Below are 26,958 nucleotides of genomic sequence, written 5' to 3'. Positions count from 1 at the left end.
CTGGGGCGGCTATTTTATTGATTAATAGTCACCTTGTTAAATATCGGCTTGAAAATTGTAAATATCTAAACCGAGAAATAAAAAAGCGCATCATTATATTAGTTTTTATCGTAATGTTGACGCAAAGGTTTCCTGCAATCCGGATGGCGAATGACCAGCGATGAACTTCTTGTATCAATGTTAACTGCGTTTATACATGACAACGTTCGCGCACCAGCATCGATAGTAGCAGCCAGCCAGAGGAAAGCATGGCGCAATTCATAACAAGAGTAGAACTAATTAAAATAAAACACACGGATGAAGATAGCAATGCCCGTTGATGACCTGGTAACGAAGATGAGAGAGTATTTTACTTCCGAATCGAACTATCCTTTTAAAAACGAAGATCCTTTCCGGCTCGACCTGTTGAGTGATTCTCAAATGAAAACACAGGGGGAACGTGTGGCGACCCAGCACGAGATTTTGAAAACCAGGCAGCCGGACAAGGTGTTAAAGCGCCTCAATGATAATGAGGATGTGATCGTCAAAGTGCAGCAGATGCTGGCCGAGACGATCAAGGAAAAAAATGCCATCGCACCGGCGAGCGAATGGTTTTTGGATAACCTCTACCTTATTAAAGAGCAGATCGACATTGCGCGCAAACACTTACCAAAAGGATATAGCCAGACCCTCCCGATCCTGGCAAAAGGGAAGTCTGCCGGTATGCCAAGGGTGTATGACATTGCACTTGAGATCATTTCGCACAGCGATGGCCGGATCGATATCACCAACCTCACAGCTTTTATCGAGGGGTATCAGAGCAAACGCATTCTCACCATAGGGGAGCTCTGGGCCATCCCGATCATGTTGAGGTTTGCGATCATCGAGAATATCAGGCGCATTGCTTCCCGCATTGCCATTGACCGGCTCGATAAAAACGACGCCATCTACTGGGCAGAAGAGTTTATCAAAACCGCTCAGAAAAATTCCAAGGATATCATCATTGCTACCGCTGAAATGGCCAAAAGTGATGTCCGGCTCAACAGCGCCTTTGTAGCTGAGTTCACCCGTCGCATGCAGGGCAAGGGGCAAGGGCTCGCCATGCCTTTGTCCTGGATCGAACAGCAATTATCGGACACCGGTCATTCTGTGGCCGAATTGGTTAATATCCACAACCAAAGCCAGGCCGCCGACCAGGTGTCCATGCGCAACAGCATCGAGAGTATCCGCCTGTTGAAAACAACCGAGTGGAAAAACTTCGTAGAAAGTGTAAGCGTTGTCGAAAAAATATTCCGGGAAGACATCACCGGCACTTACCCGTTGGTCGACTTCGCCACCCGCGACTGCTATCGCCACGTGGTGGAATGGATTGGTAAAAAATCCAGGAAAGCGGAGCATGAAATAGCCCGGTTGGCGATCGACCTTGCAAAGCAAAAGAAAGCCGAAGGCCAGCCTGAACGGCAACACCATATCGGCTATTTTCTGATCGACAAAGGCAGGAACGAACTGGTGCGCGCCGCCGAAGCCAGGCTGGACTTTAATGATCAGCTGAAGCTCTTTTTCCGCGATAACCGGCTGCTGACATATGCAGGCTCAACATTTGTTGTTGCGCTGCTGGCAAGTGTGTTGTTAGGGCTGGAGTTGTTCAACAACAATGATCAACCCTGGTGGCTGGCGCTCCTTATCGGCGTCCTTTGTTTCGTCATCATCGGTCATTTTGCTACAGTCGTCATCAACTGGATTGCTACCATATTGGTACAGCCGCGTCCACTTCCCAAGTATGATTTCTCAAAGGGCATCCCTGAGGCATACAGTACGGTTGTGGCAGTGCCCTGCCTGATCACCAGCAAGTCCGGTATCGAAGAACTGGTCAGCGACCTGGAAGTGCGTTATCTTTCCAATCCGCAGCAAAATCTCTTTTACTGTCTTCTTACCGACTTCGCGGATGCGCCCCAAGAAAAGATGCCGCAGGATGATGAGCTGCTGGCATTGGTCAAAGAAGAAATAGAGCTGCTGAATATCAAATATCACAAAGAGCAGGAGCCGGACAAGTTCTTCCTGATGCATCGTCCCCGCAAGTGGAACAAAAAAGAAAAGGTCTGGATGAGCTATGAACGTAAGAGAGGAAAGCTGGGAGAGCTCAACAGTCTGTTAAGGAAAACCGGTCACGATGATTTCTCACTTATTGTGGGCGATACCTCCGCTTTAACCCATATCAAATATGTGATTACGCTGGACGCAGACACTTTGCTGCCCCGCGAATCGGCCTGGAAAATGATCGCCACCATGGCGCATCCGCTCAATCATCCTGTGATCAACAAGAAAAAGAACAGGGTGGTCGAAGGCTATGGTATTCTGCAGCCGCGGACAGCCATCAATCTGCCCGGGAAAACGAGTTCGATTTATGCGCGCATGCACAGCAACGATTCCGGCCTTGATCCCTACACCCAGCTTGTATCTGATGTATACCAGGATCTATTTGAAGAGGGTTCTTTCGTAGGGAAAGGTATTTACGATATCGATGTGTTTGAAGAAGTGTTGGGCAATACCTTCCCTGAAAACCGTATTTTGAGCCATGATCTGCTCGAAGGATCTTATGTAAGATCTGGGTTGCTGACCGATGTACAGTTGTTTGAGGACTATCCGGAAACCTATTGGACCGATGTGAGCCGCCGTCACCGCTGGATCCGCGGCGACTGGCAGATCGCCTCATGGGGGTTGCCGTTCGCGCCTGATGCCAGCAACAAGCTCCGCAGGAATTATATTTCATCTTTGTCCAAGTGGAAGATCTGGGACAATATCAAACGAAGCCTGCTGACGCCCGCGATGTTTGTGCTTCTGGCGCTCGCGTGGCTGTTCCTGCCCGATCCGGGCTGGTGGATCACAGGTTTCCTGGTGTTCTGGTTCTTTATGCCCGTGATCACCGGGCTGGTGCAACTGGCGCGCAGGCCGGAAGACCTGGATACGAGTTCGCATATTTCTGACGTGATCGATACTTTCAAAAAGAACGTGGCACAGGTAGTATATAACATCGCCGTGTTGCCCTTCGAAGCTTATAAAAATGCCGATGCGATTATATTAGCCAACTGGCGGCTGCTGATATCAAAAAAGCGACTACTTCAGTGGACTCCTTACGCTGCTCAGAAGGCCAGTGGCAAAAAGACTGTCGCTGGTGCCTACCGGCTGATGTGGCCGGCCCTGGTATTACCGGCAATCGTAACCGCGCTTATCATTACTTACCGGCCTGAATCATTATTAAGCGCCATTCCCTTTTTAATATTGTGGGTACTGTCGCCCATTCTCGCCTGGCGTGTAAGCCGTAAGCGTGTAAGACAGGACTTCTCGCTCTCTCATACAGATGCAGCTTTCCTGCAGATCGTCAACCGGAAAACATGGGCCTTCTTTGAAGACTTCGTCGGACCGGAAGATAATTATCTGCCACCGGACAACTACCAGGAGAAGCCCGTAGAAGTCACGGCCCACCGCACTTCACCGACCAACATCGGCTTGTCCTGCCTGGTGAGCTTGTCAGCTTACGACTTTGGTTACATTTCCCTTTGCAATCTTGTTGAAAGGATCCAGAATACATTCAATTCACTGAATGATATGGAGCGCTACAAAGGGCATTTTTATAACTGGTATGACACGACCAACCTGCAACCGCTGTATCCGAAATATGTATCTGCAGTGGATAGCGGAAACTTTGTGGCCAATATGATCGTGCTGAGACAAGGCTTGCTGGAGCTGCCGCATCATAAAGTGTTTTTAAATGATTTTTATGAGGGCTTGCGGCACACCATGTTAGCGGCTCATGCCAGCGACGGTGAACAAAGCTATGCCTTCAAAACAATCGAACAGAAATTGCAACAGTTTGCTGACGCACCGGTTGATGCGCTTTATGAAAACCAACAACGACTGCTCGATCTGCAGCAGGAGGTACAGAAACTGGCCGCCGACGCAGACATCAACGCCAAACCAGAAGTCGTATTCTGGGTAGAGAAGCTGTCCCTGCAAATTACCGACGCGTTACGATCCTTCTCATTACTCACGCCCTGGGTGGAGTTGTTACCATTGAAAGGCACATACGAGGCCTTGAAGCCTTTAGAGACTATTCCGACGCTGACAGAGATCAGGGATCTGACAAGCACTTTACTTCCCGTTACAGAACAGTTGATGTCGCAGGCAGCGAACGAGGAGGAACGCTTATGGCTGAAACAGTTGAACGACGCGCTGCAAACAGCAGAAACGCATGTGCTGGAAAAGTTCAGTAAGATAGAGAAGTTGGCCAATGAGTGTAGCGGTTTTGCTGATGTTGAGTATGATTTCTTATACGATTCCTCCAAGCATCTTTTTCATATTGGTTACAACGTCAGTGAAGAAGTTAAAGATAAAAGCTACTATGATATCCTCGCATCTGAAGCGCGGCTCGGCATTTACACGGCCATAGCGCAGGGAAAAGTATCTCAGGATAGCTGGTTCGCGCTGGGGAGGTTGATTACCAATGATGGAACAGCGCCGGTGCTGCTTTCCTGGAGCGGCTCGATGTTCGAATACCTGATGCCCGACCTGGTGATGCCTTCTTATGAGAACACGTTACTGGAAAAAACCGCCAGGGGTGTGATCCAGAACCAGGTAGACTACGGAAAAAGAAAAGACATTCCATGGGGCGTATCTGAATCAGGATATAACCTGGTCGATGCACATCTGAACTACCAGTACCAGGCCTTCGGTGTGCCCGGGTTGGGATTGAAGCGTGGACTCGGACAGGATCTGGTTATTGCGCCTTATGCTACCATGCTGGCGTTGATGATAGAACCTGAAACCGCCTTAAAGAATTTAATAGTGTTGTCCAAAGCCGGCTTCGAGGGTAAGTACGGATTTTATGAAGCGATAGATTATACGCCGGCCAGGATGCCCAGGGGTAAATCACACGTGATCATCCGCTCCTTTATGGCGCACCACCAGGGCATGGCCTTCCTGTCGATGGCCCGCCTGTTACTCGGTGAGAAAATGCAGCAGCGATTCGAGCGGGATCCGCAATTACAATCAGCATTGCTCTTATTGAAAGAACGCGCACCGAAAGCGACAAACTACTATACGCAGGACGATAGCGCGATCAGCAAAGTGGTAGCAACGCACGAAGCGCATATCCGAATCATCCGCACACCGAATACCAGCACACCGCAGGTGCAGCTATTGTCCAACGGGCGCTATCACATGGCCATCAGCAACGCCGGTGGTAGTTATCACCGGTGGAAAAATATCGCATTGACCCGTTGGCGCGAAGACATAACAGAAGACAACTGGGGCACGTTTTGCTATATCAAAGACCTGTCGACCGGAGAATTATGGTCCAACACCTATCAGCCGGTACAAAAGAAACAAGCGGTAGATGAAACCATCTTCTCCCAGGGGCACGTAGAGTTCAGGCGTGTCAACAACGACTTTGAAACAAAAACGGATATCGTCGTGTCGCCTGAAGATGACATTTCCATCCGGCGCATTAAGATTTCCAACAGGAGCAGCGTAACTAAAACACTTGAGGTGACGGGCTACACGGAAATCGTCATTGCGCCGCAGGCTGCCGACGAAGCGCACCCCGCTTTCAGCAACCTGTTTGTGCAGACAAAGATCAGCGAAGATGCCAAAGCCATCCTTTGCACGCGAAGAGCAAGGTCTAAGAACGAACAACCACCATGGCTGTTTTTTATGATGGATCTTTCAGGCGCAGAAAAAGAAGAAGTGTCCTATGAAAGTGACCGGATGCGGTTTATCGGCCGTACCAGGACACTGGCGTCTCCGCTGGCGGTAGACAAGCAGGGGCCTTTATCTGGAACGGCAGGATCCGTGCTGGATCCGGTGGCAGCGATCAAATACAAGATCACACTCAAGCCGCGGCAGACGGCCACTTTCGAGATCATCACCGGTATTACGGAAACGGAAGAAAGGTGTACCCACCTCATTGATAAGTACCACGATGTGCATTTGAAAAACCGTGCGTTTGAGTTATCGTGGACGCACAGCCAGGTATTGCTCAGGCAGATCAATGCCAGTGAAGCAGAGGCGCAGCTGTTCAATACGATGGCGGGACACATCCTGTACGCAAACGCTACGCATCGTGCAGATCCTAATATTATTGCAAGCAACAGGAAAGGACAGTCCGGGCTTTGGGGATATTCCATTTCCGGCGACCTTCCTATTGTATTGGTTCGCGTGCAGGACAGCGACAATACCGCCCTGGTGCGGCAGTTGATCAAAGCGCATTCTTACTGGCGCATGAAAGGCCTGGCGGTAGACCTGATTATCTGGAACGATGATTTCGGTACTTACAGGCAATTGCTGCACGATCAGATCATGGGCTTTGTCACCGCGATCAGCGGCGCCATCGTCGATCAGCCCGGCGGCATCTTTATCAGGCAGGGTGATCAGCTGACGACAGAAGACCGGGTACTGTTCCAGACAGTCGCGCGACTGATCTTTCACGACAACGCCGGTACGCTGCAGGAACAGATGGCCAAACAAAGGCCGGCTAAAGCCTTGCCTCCGGCATTAAAAGTAACAGGCCGCAATGCATTTGATACAGATATGAAGATGCAGCTGCCTGATAACCTGGTCTTCAATAATGAAACCGGCGGGTTCACCCCTGATGGCAAAGAGTATTTTATATTAACCACACCAGACAAGAAATCTCCGGCTCCCTGGGTAAACATCATTGCCAACGCAGAGTTTGGTACAATGGTGTCCGAGAGTGGTTCCGGGTACAGCTGGGCAGAGAATGCGCACTCCTATCGCCTCTCCCCGTGGAAGAATGATCCGGTGTCCGACAAGACCGGCGAAGCGTATTATATCAGGGACGACATCAGCGGCAGATACTGGTCCCCTGCTCCGCTGCCCCGCAACAGCAACAAACCCTACCTCACCAGGAATGGCTTTGGATATACGGTGTTTGAGCACATCGCTCATGGCGTTAAATCTGAAATGTGGGTCTTTGTCGACACTGAAGACGCGATAAAGTTTACGGTGGTCCGTCTGAAGAACCTTACCGCCAAGCCCAGGAGACTGTCAGTGACCGGCTATACTGAATGGGTATTAGGCGATACCATGACCAATACGCGGATGCATGTGGTTACTGAAAAGAACCTGGAAACAGGCGTCATCTTCGCGCGCAATCATTACAACAGCACGTTTGCGGATCGTGTATCCTTCTTCGATGCCGACGGAGCAGTGAAATCTTATACCTGCGACCGCACCGAGTTTCTGGGACGCAATGGCTCGCTGGCCGCTCCGGAAGCGCTGACCCGCGAAAAGTTGTCCAATCGTTACGGTGCCGCGCTCGATCCTTGTACAGCCATACAAATTGGTGTAGAGCTGGCGGCCGATGAAGAGAAAGAAGTCGTGTTCAGGCTGGGCAGCGCCCGCTCCGAACAGGAGGTAAAGGCACTGGCGATGAAATATAAAAATGACCAGCTGGTACATGAGGCACAATCAAGGGTGCATGATCAATGGAATCATATTCTTGGTAGCGTGTATGTAAACACTCCGGATCAGGCCTTCAATGTGCTGGCCAACGGGTGGCTGGTGTACCAGGCCCTTGCCTGTCGGGTGTGGGGAAGAAGCGGGTTCTACCAATCCGGCGGCGCCTTCGGCTTCCGGGATCAGTTGCAGGATGTGCTCGCGCTGATGCATACCCGCCCCGATGTGACCCGCGCGCAGATACTGCTGGCCGCTTCGCGGCAATTCAAGGAAGGCGATGTGCAGCACTGGTGGCATCCGCCTACAGGGCGCGGTGTGCGCACAACCTGCTCTGATGATTACCTGTGGCTGCCTTACGTCACTGCCCGATACATTGAAGCAACAGGCGATACTGAAGTGCTGGAAGAATACGTGTCTTATATCCAGGGTCGGCCGTTGCGCCCGGATGAAGAAAGTTATTACGATCTGCCTGTTTTCCTCAACGACTGGGAATCGGTTTACAACCACTGTAAACGCGCGATTGAATTCGGGCTGAAGTTTGGCGAACACGGACTGCCCCTGATAGGCTCCGGTGACTGGAATGACGGTATGGATAAAGTGGGTGAGCATGGCAAGGGTGAAAGTGTGTGGCTCGGCTTCTTCCTGTATGATGTGCTGATGAAATTCGCTGCGATAGCGGATCAGCAGGAGGATAAAGAGTTTCACATCAAGTGCATCAGCGAAGCGGAAAAGCTCAAAGAAAATATCGACAAGAATGCATGGGACGGCGAGTGGTACAGGCGTGCGTATTTTGACGACGGCACTCCGCTAGGCTCCTCTCAAAATGAGGAGTGTCGCATTGACTCCATTTCGCAGAGCTGGTCCGTGATCTCCGGCGCAGGAGCGCCAGAGCGTACAGGGAAAGCTATGGCTTCCCTCAATGAGCACCTGATCGACCGAGAAAATGGTATCATCAAGCTGCTGACACCGGCCTTTGATAAATCCGACCTGTATCCTGGCTATATCAAAGGGTATGTGCCAGGTGTGCGGGAGAATGGGGGTCAGTATACCCATGCCGCCATCTGGACCATGATGGCCTTTGCGATGATCAAAGACCGGGAGCGCGTATGGGAACTGTTCTCGATGGTGAATCCGGTAAACCATGCGACCGACAACGGGGAAACGCAAAAGTATAAAGTGGAGCCCTATGTGATGGCCGCCGATGTGTATGGCGTGGCACCGCATGAGGGCAGGGGCGGCTGGACCTGGTATACGGGTTCCGCAGGCTGGACCTACCAGCTCGCGCTGGAACATATCTTAGGATTGCAGCGTAAAGGTCAGGAGCTGCATGTAGATCCTTGTATCCCCGACAACTGGCCAGGTTTCGAGGTGAACTACAATTTCGGCAACACGCTCTATCAGCTCAGGATCCACAACCAACGGAAAGATGGCACCGTTGAAGTAGTCTTAGATGGTCAATCCATACCTGAAAGATTCGTGCCCTTAAACGACGACGGAGGTGTGCACGAAGTGAATATTACATTGTAAGATCAAGAGGCGACAGCAATCCCTTACAGCCAACCGGGTGCGAGGTGGTAAGGGATTTCGCTGTTATGCAGGCATACAGATGCCAGAAGCTTTACCTGGTTGGGAAGGTATCCAAAGTATTTTTTAAAAGCGCTCGTGAAATGAGAAGCGTATTTGTAGCCTGATACTTTTGCGACCTCTGCGATTTTTTTATCCTCATGCAATAGCAGTTCCCTGGACCGTTCCATACGCTGCTTATGAAGATAGCTGTAGACGGTGGTGCCGAAGACCTGTTTGAAATGTTTCTTCAGATAGCATTCATTGGTTCCTACCTGCTGAGCAAGATCTACCAACGTACAAGGCCGCGCCAGGTTGGCATCAATAATATGTCTGACTTCATACATCTTCGCCAGGTTATCCGTAGTGACCGGCGCTTCCGCGCTCAGTGAGGCCGCTTCGCAGGCTCTGAATTGCAACATGAGTAGTTCGATCAGTTTCGACCGCCTGTACAATGTTTTAAAATAGGTCTTATCCTCGAAAAAAAAGATGTCATGTAACAGTGACTTCATGGGTGGGGTGACTTCCATGTTCCGCTCGTGCAGCAGGGCCGCATTGTTTTCTTTCCAGCTGCTGTGGAAGGTTTCAAACAGCGGGTTATCGTCTGCGAGCAAACGCTTAAAATATTCCACGGTCATGTGGATCATATACAGCTCTCCGCCCCCCTCGCAATCCCACGAATTATAAAGCGTCTGAGTATTCATAAAGATCAGGCCGCTTTCCTGGTGGCCCACTTCTGCAAATCTCTTACCGGTAACCGTATTAATAAATTGTCCCCGGCATTTAAACGGAAAAACAAAGCTTACATACGGTCGGTCACTTTTAAGATGAAAGCGCATGTGCTGCCGGTTAACACTCATCATCCGGATAAACTGTAAGTCCTTTATGAGATATTCATAAGAGTCGCATTCATAAGGATCAAAGATCCCGTGCTGATCTGATTCGATCACTTCATGCTCCTTCAATTGAAACAAGTCAGCATACGGAAATACCATCGTCCCATGATGCCCGTCCTTCATGTATGGTTTTGCATCTGTCATTCTTTCCTCTTTAAGCAGTTGGTGGCCCAAAGATCCTTAATATTCAGCTAACATATTTACGAAATCCGTAATTTTTGCCCGGCCGGCCCGAAAAGGACCGGGAATTTCCGGATTGCGTTATTCATTTTCCGTTTTCAGTCATTATATCGTACCAACTTTGCACCCTGAAAAGCAAACGCTCCTGACCTGTGGTGACATTAGCCGAAACTTCCTGAAAATCGGTCCTACAGCGGCCGGCTTTTCATCAAAACTTTTTAAGCAACGAATGAGGTACAGTAAAGCAGTTCTGACGGTGTTGACATTTGGGTTCATAGTTTTTTATTCTAACAGCGCACAGGGGCAGAATGAAGGAGTGGTTCAGGGCAGAGTAACCACAGCCAGCGGACAGGCAGCCAGAAATGCAACCGTTGGAAATGAGGCCAGCGGCCGGTTCACCACCGCTGACGCTGATGGATATTATTCATTGAAGCTTGCTTCCGGTGCCCATCGGTTGCTCGTCACTATGACGGGCTATGATTCTTTACATGCGGCTGTTCAGATCAGCGCAGGAGATACATTGGTGAAAGATTTCAGGCTCAAAAACGGCAATAAAGAACATCTCGAAGAGGTAACCGTTGAAGGATGGTCCAAAAAAAGGACCCTGGAGACTCAAGGCTTTGCTGTAGCCATTATCGAAACGAAAGAGGCATCGTTGCGCAACTTAACGACTAACGAATTGCTCGACCGCGCTGTGGGCGTAAGGGTACGTCAGAACGGTGGAGTAGGTTCGCAGGTAGAATACAACTTAAACGGCTTGTCAGGAAGCACCATTGGCCTTTTCCTTGACGGCATTGAAATATCAACCTACGGCCAGTCATTCAACCTCAATAATATTCCTCCGTCGATGATCGAGCGTATCGAGGTCTACAAAGGGGTATTGCCTTCCCATCTTACCGGAGATTATGTGGGGGGAGCGATCAATGTGGTGTTAAAGAAAGATGCTTCCCGCAACAATGTGACGGCGGCTGCTTCCTACGGATCCTTCAATACGTTCAATACCGATATCGGAGCTACTTTCCGGGATCAAAAAACGGGTTTTTCTGCGAGAGGCTCCGGGTTTTATACGTATACGGATAACAGCTATACTACCTGGGGAAGGTCTACGACCTACGTTAACCATTTGCAGCAGATCACGCGGCCTTACCGCGCGAAGCGATTCAATAATACATACAAGTCGCGCGGCGGTCGCTTTGAGGCAGGCTTTACCGATGTAAAGTGGGCCGACCTTTTCTTCCTGGGATATAATGTTTCCGATAACTATAACGAAATTCCGCACGGCATTACTATGGCTACGCCTTACGTGGGCCGCTTTACGGAAACGAATGCCAATGTATTCAGCCTGAATTATAATAAACGCAACCTTTTTGTAGACGGGCTGGCGCTCAATATTAATGCAGTGCGTAGCTACCGGAGCACGTACTTGCAGGACACCGTAGGCTTCGCTTACAATTGGGACGGGATGGTGAGAGAAGTGATAGAGTTTGGCGAAAGAGTACCGCTTCGCACGACGCAGGGTGGCCAACAGGCGGAAAAAACCATTATCCGCGTCGACAGGAAAATAACCAATATACGCTCCAATCTGGGATACACACTGGCACCCGGCCATCGCGTTTCTTTGAACCACAAATTTGAAACCACCGACCGGGACGATAACGACCTGCTTGATCCGGCCAAAAAGAATTTTGCAACGATAAGTGTTATTACCAAAAATATCCTGGCGCTTAATTACGAAGCGCAAACGCTTAATAATAAATTACGCACCAACCTGCTGGGAAAATATACCCACAACAGGACAGATCAAAGTAAACCGCAATTCATTTCTGAAAACGGAGAAACAAAAGTTATCCGCAGAGATACGGCCAGTAACGCCGGCAATTTCGGCTACGGCGCGACCCTGTCTTACAACGTGGCACCTAAATTTTTCGTGATTGCATCGATGGAAAACGCGCTCATCATGCCCAATGAAACGCAGCTTTATGGAGACCCCGAAACAAATATTCTTCCCAACCTGAGGTTGAAACCTGAAAGAAACCTGAACTATAATCTCGGCTTCCGGTGGGGCGCTTTGGAATGGGACAGGCACAGGATTTCTTTTTATGCCAATGCTTTTTGGCGAAATGGGTTTGATAAGATTACCCGCCAGGTAGTAGATGAAAGTGAGATCCAAAAAGAAGAAGATGCTGATATACAAACGACGCGCTATGTTAACCTGGGTGAGACCCAGGCCAGGGGCTTTGAAGGGGAGATCATATATGTCTATAATAACCGTTTGAACGCCGCTTTCAACCTTTCAAAGTTCAATAACCTGTTTAAGCTTGCAACGGATGATGCCGGTAATGCGCACAGTTTTTACAATCAGCAGGTTCCGAATGAGCCGTTCTTCACCATCAATACCAACCTTCAATACAGGCTCAACAACGTGATCCAGAAACGTTCCATACTGAACTTGTATTACAACCTGGGTTATGTGGGCGAATATTATATCGTATGGGGACAGCCCGAATGGTCTAAAACACCGCGGCAAATAGCGCACGACATTGGTGCCAGTTACAGGCTTCCCAATGAAAAGCTGGTTATCAGCGTGGATGTGAAGAATCTGTTCAACGCGGAGCTATACGACAACTTCGCCGTACAAAAGCCGGGCAGGGGCATTTATCTCAAACTCAATTACACGATCAGTAAATTTTTATAAACCAAAAAAATAGATATACCATGAAGAAAAAATTGTTTACAGTAACGCTGTTGGCCACGGTGATCGCCGGTCTGACGCTTACCGGTTGCACGAAAGGTAACAACGGGACCGAAGGAACACCCCCGGGGCCGGGTTCAAAGGAGGGGGAAGACAAAAGATTGATTACATTAACAGCAGCTTTTCCTGACGCAAAAGGTACAGCAGGTAATGGAGGTACTTTGGCTTTTGCAGTAACGCCTGAAGAAGCGGCCGATCCTAACTACGAGATCGATATGTTTAAGAAGTCAGGAAGTACTTATGTAGGCGGATTTTCTCTGAAATCCAGCCGCACTGCGCGGGTCCAGGCTTCGGAAGATGGTGAATACCTTTATAACATTCAATATACAGGAGATGACGGAGGTGTATTCAATAAGTACAAAGTCTCCGGCGGGACCAAATATGAAGAAGTGGGTAGCGAGCTTAATACAGCAGTAATCTTGGGTACGGCACCGCGTTGGGTAAAGGCCGCCGAGGGAATTGGCGTAGGCGTGTATTTTGACTACAGCAGGCCATCCTACACCGGTACTCCGCCCAGTCATCAGTTTCAACACCCCAAAGGAACCATCCGCATGGCTATTATTGATCTGAACAATACGGCCATTACCAATACCGGTACGATCAATGTAGACCTGGGCGCTGATTTGGAAGCGCAGGGATATCATGTATGGCGTGCCGATGTACCCGTATTGAACCAGGCAAAAACCAAGATCTTTATAGGGTTGGGTGTTCGCAGGTACGACCTGAACAACAATGCACTCGTTACTAACAGGGACGGTTCGCTTAGCTGGCCTCGTACCGACGAGAGAAACCTGGGAACGGTAACCTATGTCGTAGATTACCCTTCGCTGAGAAATCCAAAGGTCATTATCTCCAAAAAGGCTATGACAGATAACCTTTCTTATCGTACTATGACGCAATATGTAGGCGATGACGGACATGTTTACCAGGCCGCAACCAGCTTTGGCGTTGGGCATCAGATACTCCGTATCAGTAAAGCGACCAATGAGTATGATGACACTTACAATTTTAACCTGAACACAGCAATGGGCATCAGCGATGCGGGTATCAGGGCGTTCAGATATATCAAAGATGATATGGGTGTGGTTTTATATACCAGGACTGGAACACCCGGAGGTTATATAGCGCTGATCGATCTGAAAGCCCAAACCGCAACCAAGCTGGCTACAGATATCGAAGCCGACGCCGGATTTTCAGGCACGTCGGATATTACAGGTACATTTCAACAGTTTCAAAATATAGGTCTGGCGGGCGATTATGTATATGTGCCTATGACGCCGAACGGTAAGAACGGTAATGTCTACGTGATCAATTGGAAAACCAAACAGATTAAAAAAGGTGCGAAACTGGTGAACCAGTCCGGCAGCTTCTTTATCGGGGCTTATTAAATTGGATTAGATCCATATACTCGAAGTAGACATGTGATTATTTCAAATATCATCCGATGAGGTAGCAATAATTGGAAAGATGACAAAGGACTTTTAAAATAGAGAAGCCGCTCAGCATGCGGCTTCTCTTATTTGTCAGATGCAGGTCATTGTAATTTTCCGCAAATCGTAAATGACGGCCATCGGTAAATTCTAACTTCGTCTTTCCTTTTTAAGTGCTAGCTGCAGTTTACATAAAGCTGACGAGTGAACAGATGGGCATACGTAAGATCAACAGATAACTGATAAAACAAAAATATACGGATGAAAAAAATATACACGAGTTGCTTATTGCTCGTAACTGTGTGTGCCTATGCCCAGCCTGGCGGGCGGGGTGAAGAAGCGCCGCAACACAGCAACATGATGTTGAATCGCGCTTTCTGGCAAACCAAACCCGGCGTGGACGCGGTTAAAGCAGCGATAGCCAAAGGGCATAGTCCAACGGAAATGAATAGCAACGCCTTTGATCCGGTAGTAATGGGTATTATATCAGACGGACCTGATGAGTCGATCATTTACCTGATTGAGCAGGGAGGCAACAATGTTAACAGGCTCACCCACGACAGCCGCACCTATATCTTCTGGGCAGCTTACAAAGGCAACATAGCAGTGATGAGATATGTGCTGTCCAAGGGTGCTAAAACCAATCTGCAGGATAGCCACGGTTATTCCCCCATCAATTTTGCAGCGAACGCAGGAGAAAAGAATACAGCGGTATACGACCTGCTTATTACTCCTGCAACCGACCTTACAAAAGACGTCAACCACGATGGTGCCAATGCACTGTTGCTCGCAGTGGGTAATGACAATGACCTGAAACTGACCACCTACTTTCAAAGCAAGGGGCTGGATATCCACAGTACCGATGAGCATGGGAATACGGCTTTCGATTATGCAGCACGCGCGGGTAATATCGAAGTAATGAAAAAGCTGAAGGAGAAAGGTGTGAAGCCCACGGATAATGCCATGGCCATGGCTGCCATGGGCACCCACCGGGGAGCCAATAGCATCGACGTGTTCCGCTATCTCGAAAGCAACGGTATACAACCTTCTGCTTCGGATCATAACGGAAATAATGCGCTTCACTATCTGGTGCGCCGGCCAGGAAATAATGAACTGATTCAGTATTTCCTGGATAAGGGTGCTGATGTAAATCAGGTAAATGCAGAAGGCAATACGCCGTTTATGAATGCCGCAGCCGGCAATACTGATTTGGAAACAATTCAAGGACTGGCGGCATCAGTAAAAGATATTAATGCTGCGAACAAAGCAGGTGTTACCGCACTGGCGATGGCCGTGCGAGGCAACAGTGCGGAAGTCGTCGGATACCTGATCAGCAAAGGAGCGAACCTTTCTTTTTCCGACGCCAAAGGCAACAACCTGGCCTGTTACCTCATGGAATCGTATAGTCCAAGGGCTGAAAAAAACTTTGATGCTAAACTCAATCTGCTAAAGGAAAAGGGTGTTGACTTTTCTAGTCCTCAGAAAGATGGCAATACAATGTACCACCTGGCTGTAAGCACCGGTAGTTTATCGCTGCTGAAAAGGATCTCAGATTTGGGAGCTGATATTAATGCCAAAAACAAAGAAGGAGTGACCGCTTTACATAAGGCCGCCATGATCTCCAAAGACGATGCGGTCTTGCAATATCTTATTGCAAAAGGTGCCGATAAAAATATTATAACCGAGTTTGACGAGACCGCTTATGATCTCGCTAAAGAAAATGAATACCTGAGCAAGAGCCACATATCAGTTGAGTTTTTAAAATAATCCGAATGAAGAAGACAATAAAATTCCTGTTGGCGATGATCTTATTTGCCTTTGTCACTACCACGGTTAGTGCGCAAACAGCGAAGTATAAATGCATGATACAAATGAATAGCTATATGGGCGAAGGCGCCTATATCGTGGTATCGCTCATTAACAAGTCCAATGGATACGAAAAGACCTTGTACGTCCTGGGTGCTGATAAAGAATGGTATCCAGATCTGAAAGAATGGCATAAGGCTTACAAGAAAAAGCCAACCAATATCAACGCGATCACGCGGGCATCAGTAGCCGGCGGCGATCGCGCGGTGGTGACATTTGAAATTGAAAAGGCAAAGATCGATGCAGGGTATACCCTTCGCTTTGAAAGCGCTGTTGAAGACCAGGCTTATCATGTAAAAGACGCGGAAGTGCCGCTGACAACCGCCGGACTGGCGGCAAAGACAGCAGGGAAGGGCTATATCAAATATGTCCGGTTTAGCGGAAATTGATAAGGATACTTCACCTTTTGACCATCAGCGTTTTCAATAAACAGCTTCTCATCTAATGATCATATCTGTCTGGAGATATAGCCATTTAGCGTTGGCTATATCTTCTTTTTTATTACTGACGATAGCCTCTGTAACCGGGATAGCGCTTGCTTTTGAGCCGGTGATAGAGCAATCGGCACGTTATAATGTCCGGGATCTGGATACGATCCCGCTGGCCCGGGCGGTTCCGCTGTTGAAAGAAAAATTTCCCGGGATCCAGGAACTCTCTGTCGATGACAATGATTTTGTGATCATCAAGTATGCAACGGAAGATGGCGTGGATCAGCAGCACTATGTCGATCCTGCGACCGGCACCATATTGGGAACGCCTCAAAAGAAATCTCCTTTTTTTCAATGGGTGACCACCCTGCACCGGTCATTATTCCTGCATGAAACCGGTCGTATTGCAGTAGGCGTTACGGCTTTTCTGCTGATTCTGATTGCACTTTCGGGCATCGCATTGGTGGTCCAGCGTCAAAACGGATGGCGGCACTTTTTTGCTCCGATTGAAAAGACGGGCTTCGCCCAATACTACCATGTGCTATTCGGTCGTATCTCGCTATTTTTCATATTAGCGGTTGCGCTCACGGGAACTTATATGGCGGTATACCGCTTTGTGCCACCACCCATAAAAGCTGCTACCAAAGTAAACGAAGCACAGATAAGGGAAGAGCCGGAACTGCGACTGTCAGACTTTACCGTGTTTCAACAAACCCGGCTGTCACAGCTTCAAAAGCTGCAGTATCCCTTCTCTGATTTTCCGGAAGATTACTATGCGCTGCAATTAAACGACCGCGAGCTATGCGTGAACCAGTTTACAGGCGATCTGTTGGCTGAAACGCGCTATACCACTACCTATCAATTAGCCAGCTTCAGTCTGAGGTGGCACACGGGACGCTCCGGAACTATATGGGCGCTTATTTTAGCGATCACATCAGCGTACATCTTATTTTTTATATATTCGGGATTCGCAATTACGTTGAAGCGAAGACGTGGTCGGCCCAAAAACAAATTCAAAGCCGGAGACGCGGAAGTGGTTATCCTGGTAGGATCTGAAAACGGCACCACGTTTCGTTTTGCTGATGCGATCTATCACCAGCTCAGAAAGCGGCGCCTGAAGGTATTCGTCACGGATATGAGCAACTACACGTTGTTTCCGGCAGCCAAACAGCTAATTATTATGACCAGTACTTACGGACAAGGAGAAGCGCCGTCTAATGCCAGAAAGTTCATAGAAAAGCTTCGGCAACATCCGCAGCCTCAGCCTGTTTCCTATTCAATCATCGGTTTCGGTTCGAGGAGTTATACCCATTTTTGCGGGTTTGCTTATGATGTTGAAGATGCGCTAAACCAAACCGTTTGGGCAAAGCCGCTCCTTCCTTTGTATACGGTAAACGACCGGTCTCCGCAGGATTTTGACGCATGGCTTACAGATTGGGCTATACAAACAGGGTTCCCCATGAAGTTGCCGGAGCGGTCATTGCGGCTCAATCAAATTGAGCTTCATACAATCTCCGTCGCATCGAGGACGGCGGTGGATGAAGAGCAGACGTTCACGATCCGTCTAAGATCCGGAAAGCTCCGGCATGCGAGGTCCGGCGACTTGCTGGCCATTTATCCTAATAACGATCACCAGGAAAGATTGTACTCTATCGGTAAGATCAACAAATACATCCAGTTAAGTGTAAAGCGACATGAGCAGGGGTTGGGGTCACGGTTTTTGTATGCGTTGGAGCAAAAGCAATCTTTTAAGGCCAGGTTGATCAAGAACCAGCATTTCAGATTTCCCAGACATGCGACACGCATTGTGATGATCTCCAATGGAACGGGGATTGCGCCGTTCCTGGGAATGATCGATGAAAACAAAAAGAAAGTGCCGGTCGAGCTGTATTGCGGTTTCAGAAGACAGGCCTCGTTCAATATTTATCAATCTTTTTTAGAAGAGCAGCTTGCCAAAAACAAGATAACTCGCATACATTTGGTGCTTTCGCGTGAGAAAGAGAAGGAATATGTCAGCCACCGGTTACTGCGCGAGGGAGATCAACTCTTGCACCTGCTGAAGCAAGGCGGTGTTGTAATGATTTGCGGATCTTTGTCCATGCAAAAGGATGTGATGTCGGTCCTGAACGAAATATGCAGGGCAGAGCAGCCTGATCTGTTGCAAACATTCATCCGGGCCGGACAGATCCTTACGGACTGTTATTAAAAAAGTGTTGAAAGGTCTTTTGTTTATCTCTGCGCCCTTTGTAAATTTCTCGGTAATCCCCGTGATAAAATTACCTTGAACCTGAAAAAAATTTTATGCACTCTATCAAATGATGCGTTTCTACTTATTCATATTATTCATCCTGTTGAGCCAATGGGTGCAGGGTCAGGTGAGCCGCACAAGAAGCGCCCATTTAATGGGTGGCCGTTTTGATATTACTATTGTTGCGGGTGATTCGTTAATGGCGGAAAGGTATATCGATACGGTCATTGCAGAGATCTCCCGGATAGAATACCTCATCTCTGATTGGAAGCCCAACACACAAGTTGCCGATATCAACAGGAACGCCGGTATTCAGCCGGTTAGGGTCGACAAGGAAGTGCTGGAACTGACGGAACGAGCCATCAGGATTTCCGAACTCACCCATGGTGCTTTTGATATTAGTTTTGCTGCGATGGAAAAGATATGGCGCTTTGACGGCAGCATGACCCAAATGCCTTCTAAACGAGCCGTGCGGAAAGCGCGGCAAAAAGTGGGGTATCGTAATATCATCATCGATAAAAACAATTCCACTGTTTTTTTAAAACGCAAGGGGATGAAGATTGGATTCGGTGCGTTAGGAGAAGGATACGCGGCGGATCAATGCCGGATGATGATGTTGGCAAAAGGAATCAACGCGGGCATCATCAATGCCACGGGAGATATACAAGCCTGGGGCACGCGGCCGGATGGCCGGCCCTGGCGCATAGGCATCAACGACCCGTTTAAGGACGACGCCCTGATCGCCGCACTGCCGCTCGACGGAGCGATCACGACTTCCGGCAGCTATGAAAAATATGCGATGATCAACGGGAAGCGATATGCGCATATCATCAACCCTGCTACAGGATATCCCGCTACCCGGCTGACGAGCGTGACGGTAACCGGCCCCGGCGCCGAAACAGCGAATGCGCTCAGCACCTCCATCATGGTCCTGGGGAAAACGAAAGGCCTCGATCTGCTTAAAAAATTCCCGGCCTATCGCTGCCTGATGATCACCGATGCGGGCCAGTACGTTACCAGCCCGGGCTTTGATATCAGTAAGTATTCTGTTGCTGAATAAAAGAAAAATCATTCTGGTAAGCCGGGTTAGGTCCGCAGGTGTATGGCAAATTCACCTTTAAAACTTTTTATTGATTGCCAGGAGGCAATAGCATAAGGGTGTGAGGCGAGGACGCCTCACACAGCATTTCAAAAAGGAGATGGCTCTTGCACCCGTCTGCGAAAATCTCACTGCCTTTTATTCATCCAAATCAGGTCTGATATGCGTCCTCCCGATCGAAGTGAAATAGGCGGTATTTCATCCGTCGTTGCGGTGTTGACTTACGCTCCGCATATATTCTTGATAAAAACAAAGAGGCGCATGTGCGCCTCTGACCTTAGTTGTGATGGTGCTTATTTAAAATCTGTAAGTGATGCCTATTCGCATATTCCTTCTTGCTTCGACAATATAAGCGTAATAAGGTACGCTTAGTGGCGATCCACCCCTTGCCACATTCGTGTTGGCAGCCGTCATGGACCCTGCAGAAAGCAAGCGCTGATGGTTCAACAAGTTATTTACTAAAAGCGAAATAGCGTAACGGCCTGCCTGATAGCTGACGCCGCCATCAGCCCGGAAATAGTCAGGGAAATTAGTGAGTTTGCTGGTGCCTACCGACCTTCCCGTCTGTGATTGAATACCGCCTGAAAGTCCAAATCCTTCTAAAAATCCGCTTTGAAGCCTGTATTGCAACCACACGTTAGCGACGTTATAAGGAACATACGGGGTCCGGTTACCCACTGTAGCTGCTGAAGCAGTTGTAGACGATGCTTTCGTGATCTTGGAGTCGGTATAAGCATAATTGGCTGTGAGGTTCAAGCCTGGTAAAATTTCGCCAACAATATCCACCTCTACACCTTTTGATGTTGTTTCACCTGCCTGTATGTTGAATGTTTGGTTACCAATTACATGCGAAGCATCGGGATCGGGAACCAGCGCATTTACGCGTTTAATATTGTAGACGCTGACAGTAGAGATCCATCTGCCGCCAAACCATTCTTTTTTAATTCCTCCTTCTATGTCATTCCCGCGGATGGGCTTAAAGGCATTTCCGAAAAAATCCACACCTGGCGCCGGAACAAACGTTTGGTCAAACAAGGCATACACAGAAGTTGACTTGTCTATAGAATAGCTCAAACCAACTCTGGGTGAGAAGACTTCATCTTTTTGATCGGCCGCGCCCGTTTTCCCCACGCTTTTAATATCTGTAAACCGGAGACCCAGTGATAACCTTAATTTTTCCTTGAAGAAGGCCATCTCGTCATGTACAAAAGCAGATGCGTAGGTGTTTACACTGATGTAGTTTCCTGCTGCAGCCCTGTTATAAATGCTTTTTGACCGGTCTGCTACTGGGATTTGATTTGCAGGCAATCCATATCTGGGATTGTATACATTGAATAATACACTGTCCGGGAAATACAATTCGCTTTTGAGGGTTGGGAAGTCGCCCCAGAATTTTTTATTTCCGAAGTCAGCTCCGATCAGGATAGTGTGTTTAACGGGACCCGTATATTCAATCCCCGAGAATGAAAATTGACCGAAGCGGTTTTCTCCCGCTTCGTCCGACATGCTATAGTAACGGCTCATTCCTCCGTCGGCAGTAAGGTAGTTAGCCCAGGTGCTGGTCGCTTTCATCCTGAAGTTAAAATAAGCTACCTGCGCGTGAGCTTCCCAACGGTCATTCAGTTTGTGATCAAAATATAAATAAGCGCTGTGATCTCTTATCTTGCCCGGCTCCATGGCTGGATCACCATAAAAGAAGTTGTTGCTGATGCCCGGGTCAGCATATTGCCGGGGAGAAAAGGTATAGTTCCCGTTCGACAAATATTTCGATCCCTGAAAGTTATACTCTAATGTGATGGACGATTTGTCGTCGATTAAATACTTCAACGAAGGAGCTATTACAACACGATTGCTGTAATTGTATTTGGTAAAGAAATCTTTTTGCTGGGCTGAAGCTGCTATTCTGTAAAGCAACTTACCATCCTTGCTTAGCTTGCCATCAAAGTCAAGCCCGCCGCGATAGGTGCTGAAACTACCCATTGAAAAGTTAACCAGGCCCTTCGTTTGTCCAGTAGGCTTTTTAGTAACCACATTGTAGAATCCACCCGGCTCACCACTTGCGAGCATAAAACTACCGGGACCTTTTACAAATTCGATCCGGTCTATCACAATCGCGTCTTCCGCTGTAGGACCCCATGAGGCTTCAATGTTCATCCCGTTTCTGAAAGCCGGAAGTTTTGATCCGCGCATCCTGATATTAGCGTATTGATTATCCCAGTGCCCTTGCCTGATAACCCCGCTCACGTTTCTTGTAATGCCATCTACAATATCAAACACCTGCTGATCCAGTAAGGCGTCAGAAGTCACTACCTGGATATTTTGCGGTAAATTTAAAATAGGTGTTTTAAGCCTGAGTGAACTACTGGCTTCATCAACCTTATACCTGTTCCGCGATCCCTTAATGATCACTTCTTCCAGGTCTTCCAGCGTAGCATTGAGTATAATGGAAATATCTGCGGTTTCATTGTTTCCCACTTCTACAGATTGCTCAACAGGCTCGTAACCTACAAAAGATACTTCTATCGTGTAAGTGCCTGCATCCAGTTTTCTAAAGTAAAACACACCGTCTTTATCAGTAACGGTGGTACGGTTGGTGTTCTTCACATGTACCGTTGCATTGGACACCGGTTGACGGTCTGAACTGTACACCGTTCCTTTAATCACTGAAAGGGGTTCATTGGCGAACAGACTCGTACTGCACAATGTCAAAATAAAGAAGGCTAAATACCTGATCATGAGTTAAAAAATTTGGCGCGAAATTATATGTCGCCCTGACAAATCATTTACGAAATGCGGAAATTCAAACAGCCGGGGAACATAATTTTTTTTTAAGCATATGATAAAAAAATGCGTCCGGCGATATCCGGACGCATGCTATAAATGGGTTTGGTTGCGCGAAGATCAGGGTGCGACCGGCTCTGGTACGAGCGTTTTTATTTGCTGTACCGTTGCCTTTTTTACAGCCGATACGGGCTTTTTCTTTTTCGTGCGTTTGCCCCACCAGAGGATAAAACCTGTGACGGGCAGACTCGCGCCTATCAATGCACCAAAAAAGGCCAGTATTTTACCGGGAAGTCCGAGAATAGAGCCCACGTGTAAATCGTAGTTCATACGCCGGAGCTTCGCCGCGCCCGAGGCGTCTTCAAAATTCTTATCGTAAACGGGATGGTCGCTCTTTAATCGCTCGCCGGTATGCTGATCAAAAGCAAAACTGCGCGAGTTATAATATTTGCCTGCCGTAGGATAAATGGTGATGTTCAGGCCGCTGGCAGGCTTTGAAGGGTCAGCAAAGCTGTAATAAAATCCTTCTGCTTCCGGGTGGGCGGCTGCCACTTCGTTCCAGCACTTGTCCATGACGGCTGCAGGCGTATAAAATTTACCCACCTGCGTAGAGTCGGAAGTGCCGCCTCTTTTAAACTCAGGCAAGGTATCGCCCGCGGAAGTTATCCAGTATAAGCCTTTGCTGTACCATTTAATGCCATACACCATACCCGTGAGCGCCATTACCGCGAGCACGAGCAAAGCATAAAAGCCCAATACGTTGTGCAGGTCATAGTTCACCCGCTTAAAGGATGCTTTTCTATTAATGGTGAATGCTTGCTTTTTAGCAGCTTTGGTCCATTTTTTAGGCCACCATAGTACCATACCGCTGATCAGTATGATCACAAATATCAGCGTGCTGTAATTAACAATGGGGCGTCCTATTTCGGGGGGCAACCAAAGAAAACGGTGACCATTCAGAATAAACCGGAAGAAATCAGTTTCTCCCTCTTTGTGCTCTTTCACTTTGATGACAGCGCCGGTGTAGGGATTAACATTAATTACGGTATTGCCCTTGCGGCCTTCTCCCAGCGAAAGAGTTACGGAGCTGCCTTGTTTGTAAATGGCATATCCTGCCTTTTTGCCGGGGTAAAGTGAGTCGGCGATCCTCAACAAATGCGAAGGTTGGACGACGGGCTGATCTTGCCTGGCTACCCTGGTTTCTGGCTCCAGGAAGCCGGTGATCTCTTCATTAAACACCCAAATGCAGGCACAAAGGCATACAACGACCATAATAATGCCCGTGATTAATCCCAGCCACAAATGTAGCCAGGCGGATATGCGGTAAAACAAGCTCCGCGGCCGCTTTTTTTTAGATTGAGATGTAGCCTTTCTGATCATCGCCTGAAGAGGGTTTTTAATTACCGGCGAAATTAGACCCGTGCGCGACGATGGTATTTACGAAAAACGGAAATTTTGTCAAAAAAGTGTGCCCGGATCATCGGGCCTCTCAGGGGCGCTCGACGATCCGGGCACGGTTGGATGTATCAATGGATTAAATAAATACTATTGTTGGGGACTGATCGTGAACTGATTGTCCGCTGCAAACTTGGTTTGGGCTGTTTGCAAATTAGCCATTACTGCGCCCTGGCTGTTGATGATCTTAGCCATTTCTTCCGCCGCTTTGGTCCTTTCTTCTTCATTTTCAGCTTCCCCTATTTTGCGATAAGTGGAGTAGATGCTTTTGATATATTCAAAATAGCGCGTGGCCATCAGCTTAAAATCTTCGCCTCCTTTGCCGACCGCCTCCATTTCTTTCAATGCATTGATTCGCGTATCAATGGTATCTTCCATCGCTTTGGCGGCCTTTGCAATGCCTTCAAAATCTTTTTTATCGCTTCTTGCTTTAATAGCTGCCTCTGTGGTCAGCAGTGGTTCTGACATGGTCTCTTCGAGACTGGTCACTTTTTCGTAATATTCACTGGCTGTTGTCGGTTCAGCTCCCGTGTCTGCTGATTTGGATTTACATGCAACCGTGGCGGTTACAACGAAAAGCAGGGCGATCAATATGTGTTTCATTCGTAAATGTTTACTGGTTTAAATCGAGCGATCTGAGTTTTGCGTATGAAATTTCATTCGCAGGAACAATATTAATAATAGATACGACCGGACACCCGAGCAATGCCGGCCACAAGAGGTTTCTTTTGACCGGTTGCCCCGTATGTTGGCGTAATACTTTCAAAAAGCATGCCCAATGAAAGTTGCTGATCATGAATTTTTTACGGCCGGTTATCGCCCGTCCGGTAATGAAATTCACAGCTCGGTCGCTCTGGTTTCAGTTACCTGACGAGCATAAATTTCTGCTTATATTTTTTAAAAGTAAGCGGATTCAGCGTTTCCATGATCTTGTAAGACAGCTGCTTCTCATCGATCAGGTCCAGGGAAATAGCCAGGAGCGTCCGGTTGTACGGCGTATATTTCCGCGACAGTTTCATTAATAGCCTTTTTTCGCTGCGGGAGAGATTCTGTAGCAGTTTGGCATGCCGCCGGATCAAACCGGGAACTGCAGCCTCCGGCACTTTCCTGAAAAGAGAAATCAGGTCCAGCAACTGCAGACAAGGGATCGCTTCCGCGGAAATGTCATTTTTCTGGGCAATAAACGAAAATGAGTAATTGCGCCAGCTGAACGGGCGATAGCCCACTGCCGATCCGATATTGAAATGGTCCGGATCGTTGATGCCTACAAAGGCCACCCAATCCGGGTTGACGACATACCAGAAATCGACACCGCCGGTCGAAAGGATCGTTTCTATACTACGCAAAAGTTGCCCGCGGCCAAGGCCTTCAGGCAGGTCGTTCAGACCCTCTACAAGCAATTTTCTAAGGTTAGGACGGGCACTCTTATTATTTACCATTGTTAAATAATTTTACGAATGCTGGATAAATCTCATAAACAGCGAGGCCGCTAAAATAATAATAATTTCAGGAGAAACTCCCATATGTTATGTTAATAGTCGACTGCGTAATCTTTCGGGAAAGGTTTTCCGGACCAGGCTTTCAATTGGGTCCATTCTGCAAAAGGAGCCGACCAGAATTCATGCTCAGCCGGCAGACCCAACGATAAAAAGACCAGCGAGGTGATGTACATGCTGCCTGTATTGGAATAATAATCGGAAAGATCCGCCTGCTGATCGCCCACAAGCCCGAGCGTGAGCCAGTCGCCCTTCCTGAACGTAGAAGGAATGAACATACGCTTCAAGACGGCTGTCAGCGCGCTACGCACCTGCGCGGGGCTGATCTCTTTAGGCAGTGCGTTTTCCAGGGCCACCTTCATCAGCGGCTGAAAAGCGCCCACCCGGTAAGTGGAGGGGCGGCCTACCACCAGGTAAGTACCCTCCGGCGAGATGTATCGTTCCTGGAAAGAGGCGTAGCGCTGCATGCGTTTATAAGCCTGGTCATATTCCGTCTGCTTCCTCCTGCCCTTCGCCACATTGACGCGTAGTACATCAACCAGCATGGGGTGCATCACATAACCGTTGTAATGATCAAAATGGAAAAGTTCTCCGTCGCTGTACCAGCCGTCGCCCACGTACCAGCTGGTGATCTTATCAATGGCGTTATCGATTCGCTTTTCGTCAATCTCCTCATCAATGCTTAATAAAAAGCTTTCTATCGTTGCTGCGAACAGAAGCCAGTTGCTGTTAAACGGTTTGATGCTCCGGATCTTTTTGAACTCATGGATAAATTGTTGTTGGGTGGTTTCGCTTAGCGGCTTCCACAACACTTCGGGCGCGTATAGCAGCGCCTGGGCAATGTAGGCTGCGTCGACCAGTGGCTGCGCGGTCTTTCCATCTCCCCAGAACAGGTAGTCCGGGCTTTGAGGGTCAACGGCATGGGCGAGGCTTTGTTGTGTTTGTTGCAACAATCGTTCGCGCACTTTCCCCTCAGCGCTGTTGTCAGCCGGAAGCGCCAGGAAAGGCGCGATTCCTGAGATCAGCCTGCCGAAGGCTTCCATATAGGCCACCTGTTTGTTGCGGCCATCCCAGGTCGGGCTGTACTCGACCGGCATATTTTTGCGTAATTCCCCGCGGCTCATATTTGCCAGGACGGGGGTTGACATTTTATCAAGCAGGGACACCCAATAAGCGCGGTCGGTTTTGGCCGAAATGGCGGGGGATGCTGTCTTTGCGGCTGCGCAAGACGCATTGGTAAATGGCGCTACTCCTGCCACACTCAACAGCGAGGACCATTTCAGGAAATTTCTTCTTTGCATATCTAGAACAC

At 48.4% G+C, this 26,958-nt stretch carries 13 protein-coding genes; 7 read left to right on the top strand and 6 right to left on the bottom strand.

The annotated features are described in order from the left end of the window. Positions 1-297: 297 nt before the first annotated feature. Positions 298-8,979 (top strand): glycoside hydrolase family 94 protein, encoded by an 8,682-nt coding sequence (locus tag ACU37H_RS09655; protein ID WP_472701731.1) that lies wholly within the window; start codon positions 298-300, stop codon positions 8,977-8,979. Positions 8,980-9,002: 23 nt separating this feature from the next. Here the strand turns inward: ACU37H_RS09655 and ACU37H_RS09650 are convergent, their stop codons facing one another. Next, positions 9,003-10,055 (bottom strand): helix-turn-helix transcriptional regulator, encoded by a 1,053-nt coding sequence (locus tag ACU37H_RS09650; protein ID WP_472701732.1) that lies wholly within the window; start codon positions 10,053-10,055, stop codon positions 9,003-9,005. Between the two features lie 265 nt (positions 10,056-10,320). Here ACU37H_RS09650 and ACU37H_RS09645 point away from each other — a divergent pair, with 265 nt between their 5' ends. The 6 genes from ACU37H_RS09645 (at position 10,321) to ACU37H_RS09620 (ending at position 19,875) form a co-directional block, all read left to right on the top strand. Further along, positions 10,321-12,786, top strand: a complete 2,466-nt coding sequence (locus ACU37H_RS09645; protein WP_472701733.1) for a TonB-dependent receptor — start codon at positions 10,321-10,323, stop codon at positions 12,784-12,786. 20 nt (positions 12,787-12,806) lie between these two features. Further along, positions 12,807-14,231 (top strand): DUF4374 domain-containing protein, encoded by a 1,425-nt coding sequence (locus tag ACU37H_RS09640; protein WP_472701734.1) that lies wholly within the window; start codon positions 12,807-12,809, stop codon positions 14,229-14,231. A 303-nt stretch (positions 14,232-14,534) separates the two neighbouring features. Then, on the top strand, positions 14,535-16,040 hold the full coding sequence (locus tag ACU37H_RS09635; protein ID WP_472701735.1) for an ankyrin repeat domain-containing protein: 1,506 nt from the start codon (positions 14,535-14,537) through the stop codon (positions 16,038-16,040). A gap of 5 nt (positions 16,041-16,045) precedes the next feature. Further along, positions 16,046-16,528 carry a DUF2271 domain-containing protein gene (locus tag ACU37H_RS09630; RefSeq protein ID WP_472701736.1) on the top strand — a complete coding sequence of 161 codons (483 nt, stop codon included), beginning with the start codon at positions 16,046-16,048 and terminating at the stop codon, positions 16,526-16,528. 55 nt (positions 16,529-16,583) lie between these two features. Further along, entirely contained in the window at positions 16,584-18,773 is a 2,190-nt protein-coding gene (locus tag ACU37H_RS09625) for a PepSY domain-containing protein (protein ID WP_472701737.1), read from the top strand. Positions 18,774-18,882: 109 nt separating this feature from the next. Then, positions 18,883-19,875 (top strand): FAD:protein FMN transferase, encoded by a 993-nt coding sequence (locus ACU37H_RS09620; protein ID WP_472701739.1) that lies wholly within the window; start codon positions 18,883-18,885, stop codon positions 19,873-19,875. Positions 19,876-20,211: 336 nt separating this feature from the next. Here ACU37H_RS09620 and ACU37H_RS09615 read toward each other — a convergent pair whose 3' ends face one another. The 5 genes from ACU37H_RS09615 to ACU37H_RS09595 form a co-directional block, all read right to left on the bottom strand. Continuing rightward, on the bottom strand, positions 20,212-22,650 hold the full coding sequence (locus ACU37H_RS09615; protein WP_472701740.1) for a TonB-dependent siderophore receptor: 2,439 nt from the start codon (positions 22,648-22,650) through the stop codon (positions 20,212-20,214). Between the two features lie 165 nt (positions 22,651-22,815). Further along, entirely contained in the window at positions 22,816-24,075 is a 1,260-nt protein-coding gene (locus tag ACU37H_RS09610) for a PepSY-associated TM helix domain-containing protein (RefSeq protein ID WP_472701741.1), read from the bottom strand. A gap of 165 nt (positions 24,076-24,240) precedes the next feature. Next, positions 24,241-24,753 (bottom strand): hypothetical protein, encoded by a 513-nt coding sequence (locus tag ACU37H_RS09605; RefSeq protein WP_472701742.1) that lies wholly within the window; start codon positions 24,751-24,753, stop codon positions 24,241-24,243. A 260-nt stretch (positions 24,754-25,013) separates the two neighbouring features. After that, a complete protein-coding gene (locus tag ACU37H_RS09600) occupies positions 25,014-25,589 on the bottom strand; it encodes a hypothetical protein (protein ID WP_472701743.1) in 576 nt (191 codons plus the stop codon). A 92-nt stretch (positions 25,590-25,681) separates the two neighbouring features. Next, positions 25,682-26,947, bottom strand: coding sequence for a DUF2264 domain-containing protein (locus tag ACU37H_RS09595; protein ID WP_472701744.1), 1,266 nt, complete (start codon positions 26,945-26,947; stop codon positions 25,682-25,684). Positions 26,948-26,958: the final 11 nt, after the last annotated feature.

The organism is Niabella sp. ZPM-14 (assembly GCF_055693045.2).
The sequence above is the reverse complement of the archived record's forward strand: the minus strand, read 5'-3'. Positions and strand labels throughout refer to the sequence as shown.

What these genes read in the sequence shown, in the direction of transcription:
- ACU37H_RS09655 (WP_472701731.1), top strand. Translation starts at nt 298, where the DNA reads ATGAAGATAGCAATGCCCGTTGATGACCTGGTAACGAAGATGAGAGAG.
- ACU37H_RS09650 (WP_472701732.1), bottom strand. Translation starts at nt 10,055, where the DNA reads ATGACAGATGCAAAACCATACATGAAGGACGGGCATCATGGGACGATG.
- ACU37H_RS09645 (WP_472701733.1), top strand. Translation starts at nt 10,321, where the DNA reads ATGAGGTACAGTAAAGCAGTTCTGACGGTGTTGACATTTGGGTTCATA.
- ACU37H_RS09640 (WP_472701734.1), top strand. Translation starts at nt 12,807, where the DNA reads ATGAAGAAAAAATTGTTTACAGTAACGCTGTTGGCCACGGTGATCGCC.
- ACU37H_RS09635 (WP_472701735.1), top strand. Translation starts at nt 14,535, where the DNA reads ATGAAAAAAATATACACGAGTTGCTTATTGCTCGTAACTGTGTGTGCC.
- ACU37H_RS09630 (WP_472701736.1), top strand. Translation starts at nt 16,046, where the DNA reads ATGAAGAAGACAATAAAATTCCTGTTGGCGATGATCTTATTTGCCTTT.
- ACU37H_RS09625 (WP_472701737.1), top strand. Translation starts at nt 16,584, where the DNA reads ATGATCATATCTGTCTGGAGATATAGCCATTTAGCGTTGGCTATATCT.
- ACU37H_RS09620 (WP_472701739.1), top strand. Translation starts at nt 18,883, where the DNA reads ATGATGCGTTTCTACTTATTCATATTATTCATCCTGTTGAGCCAATGG.
- ACU37H_RS09615 (WP_472701740.1), bottom strand. Translation starts at nt 22,650, where the DNA reads ATGATCAGGTATTTAGCCTTCTTTATTTTGACATTGTGCAGTACGAGT.
- ACU37H_RS09610 (WP_472701741.1), bottom strand. Translation starts at nt 24,075, where the DNA reads ATGATCAGAAAGGCTACATCTCAATCTAAAAAAAAGCGGCCGCGGAGC.
- ACU37H_RS09605 (WP_472701742.1), bottom strand. Translation starts at nt 24,753, where the DNA reads ATGAAACACATATTGATCGCCCTGCTTTTCGTTGTAACCGCCACGGTT.
- ACU37H_RS09600 (WP_472701743.1), bottom strand. Translation starts at nt 25,589, where the DNA reads ATGGTAAATAATAAGAGTGCCCGTCCTAACCTTAGAAAATTGCTTGTA.
- ACU37H_RS09595 (WP_472701744.1), bottom strand. Translation starts at nt 26,947, where the DNA reads ATGCAAAGAAGAAATTTCCTGAAATGGTCCTCGCTGTTGAGTGTGGCA.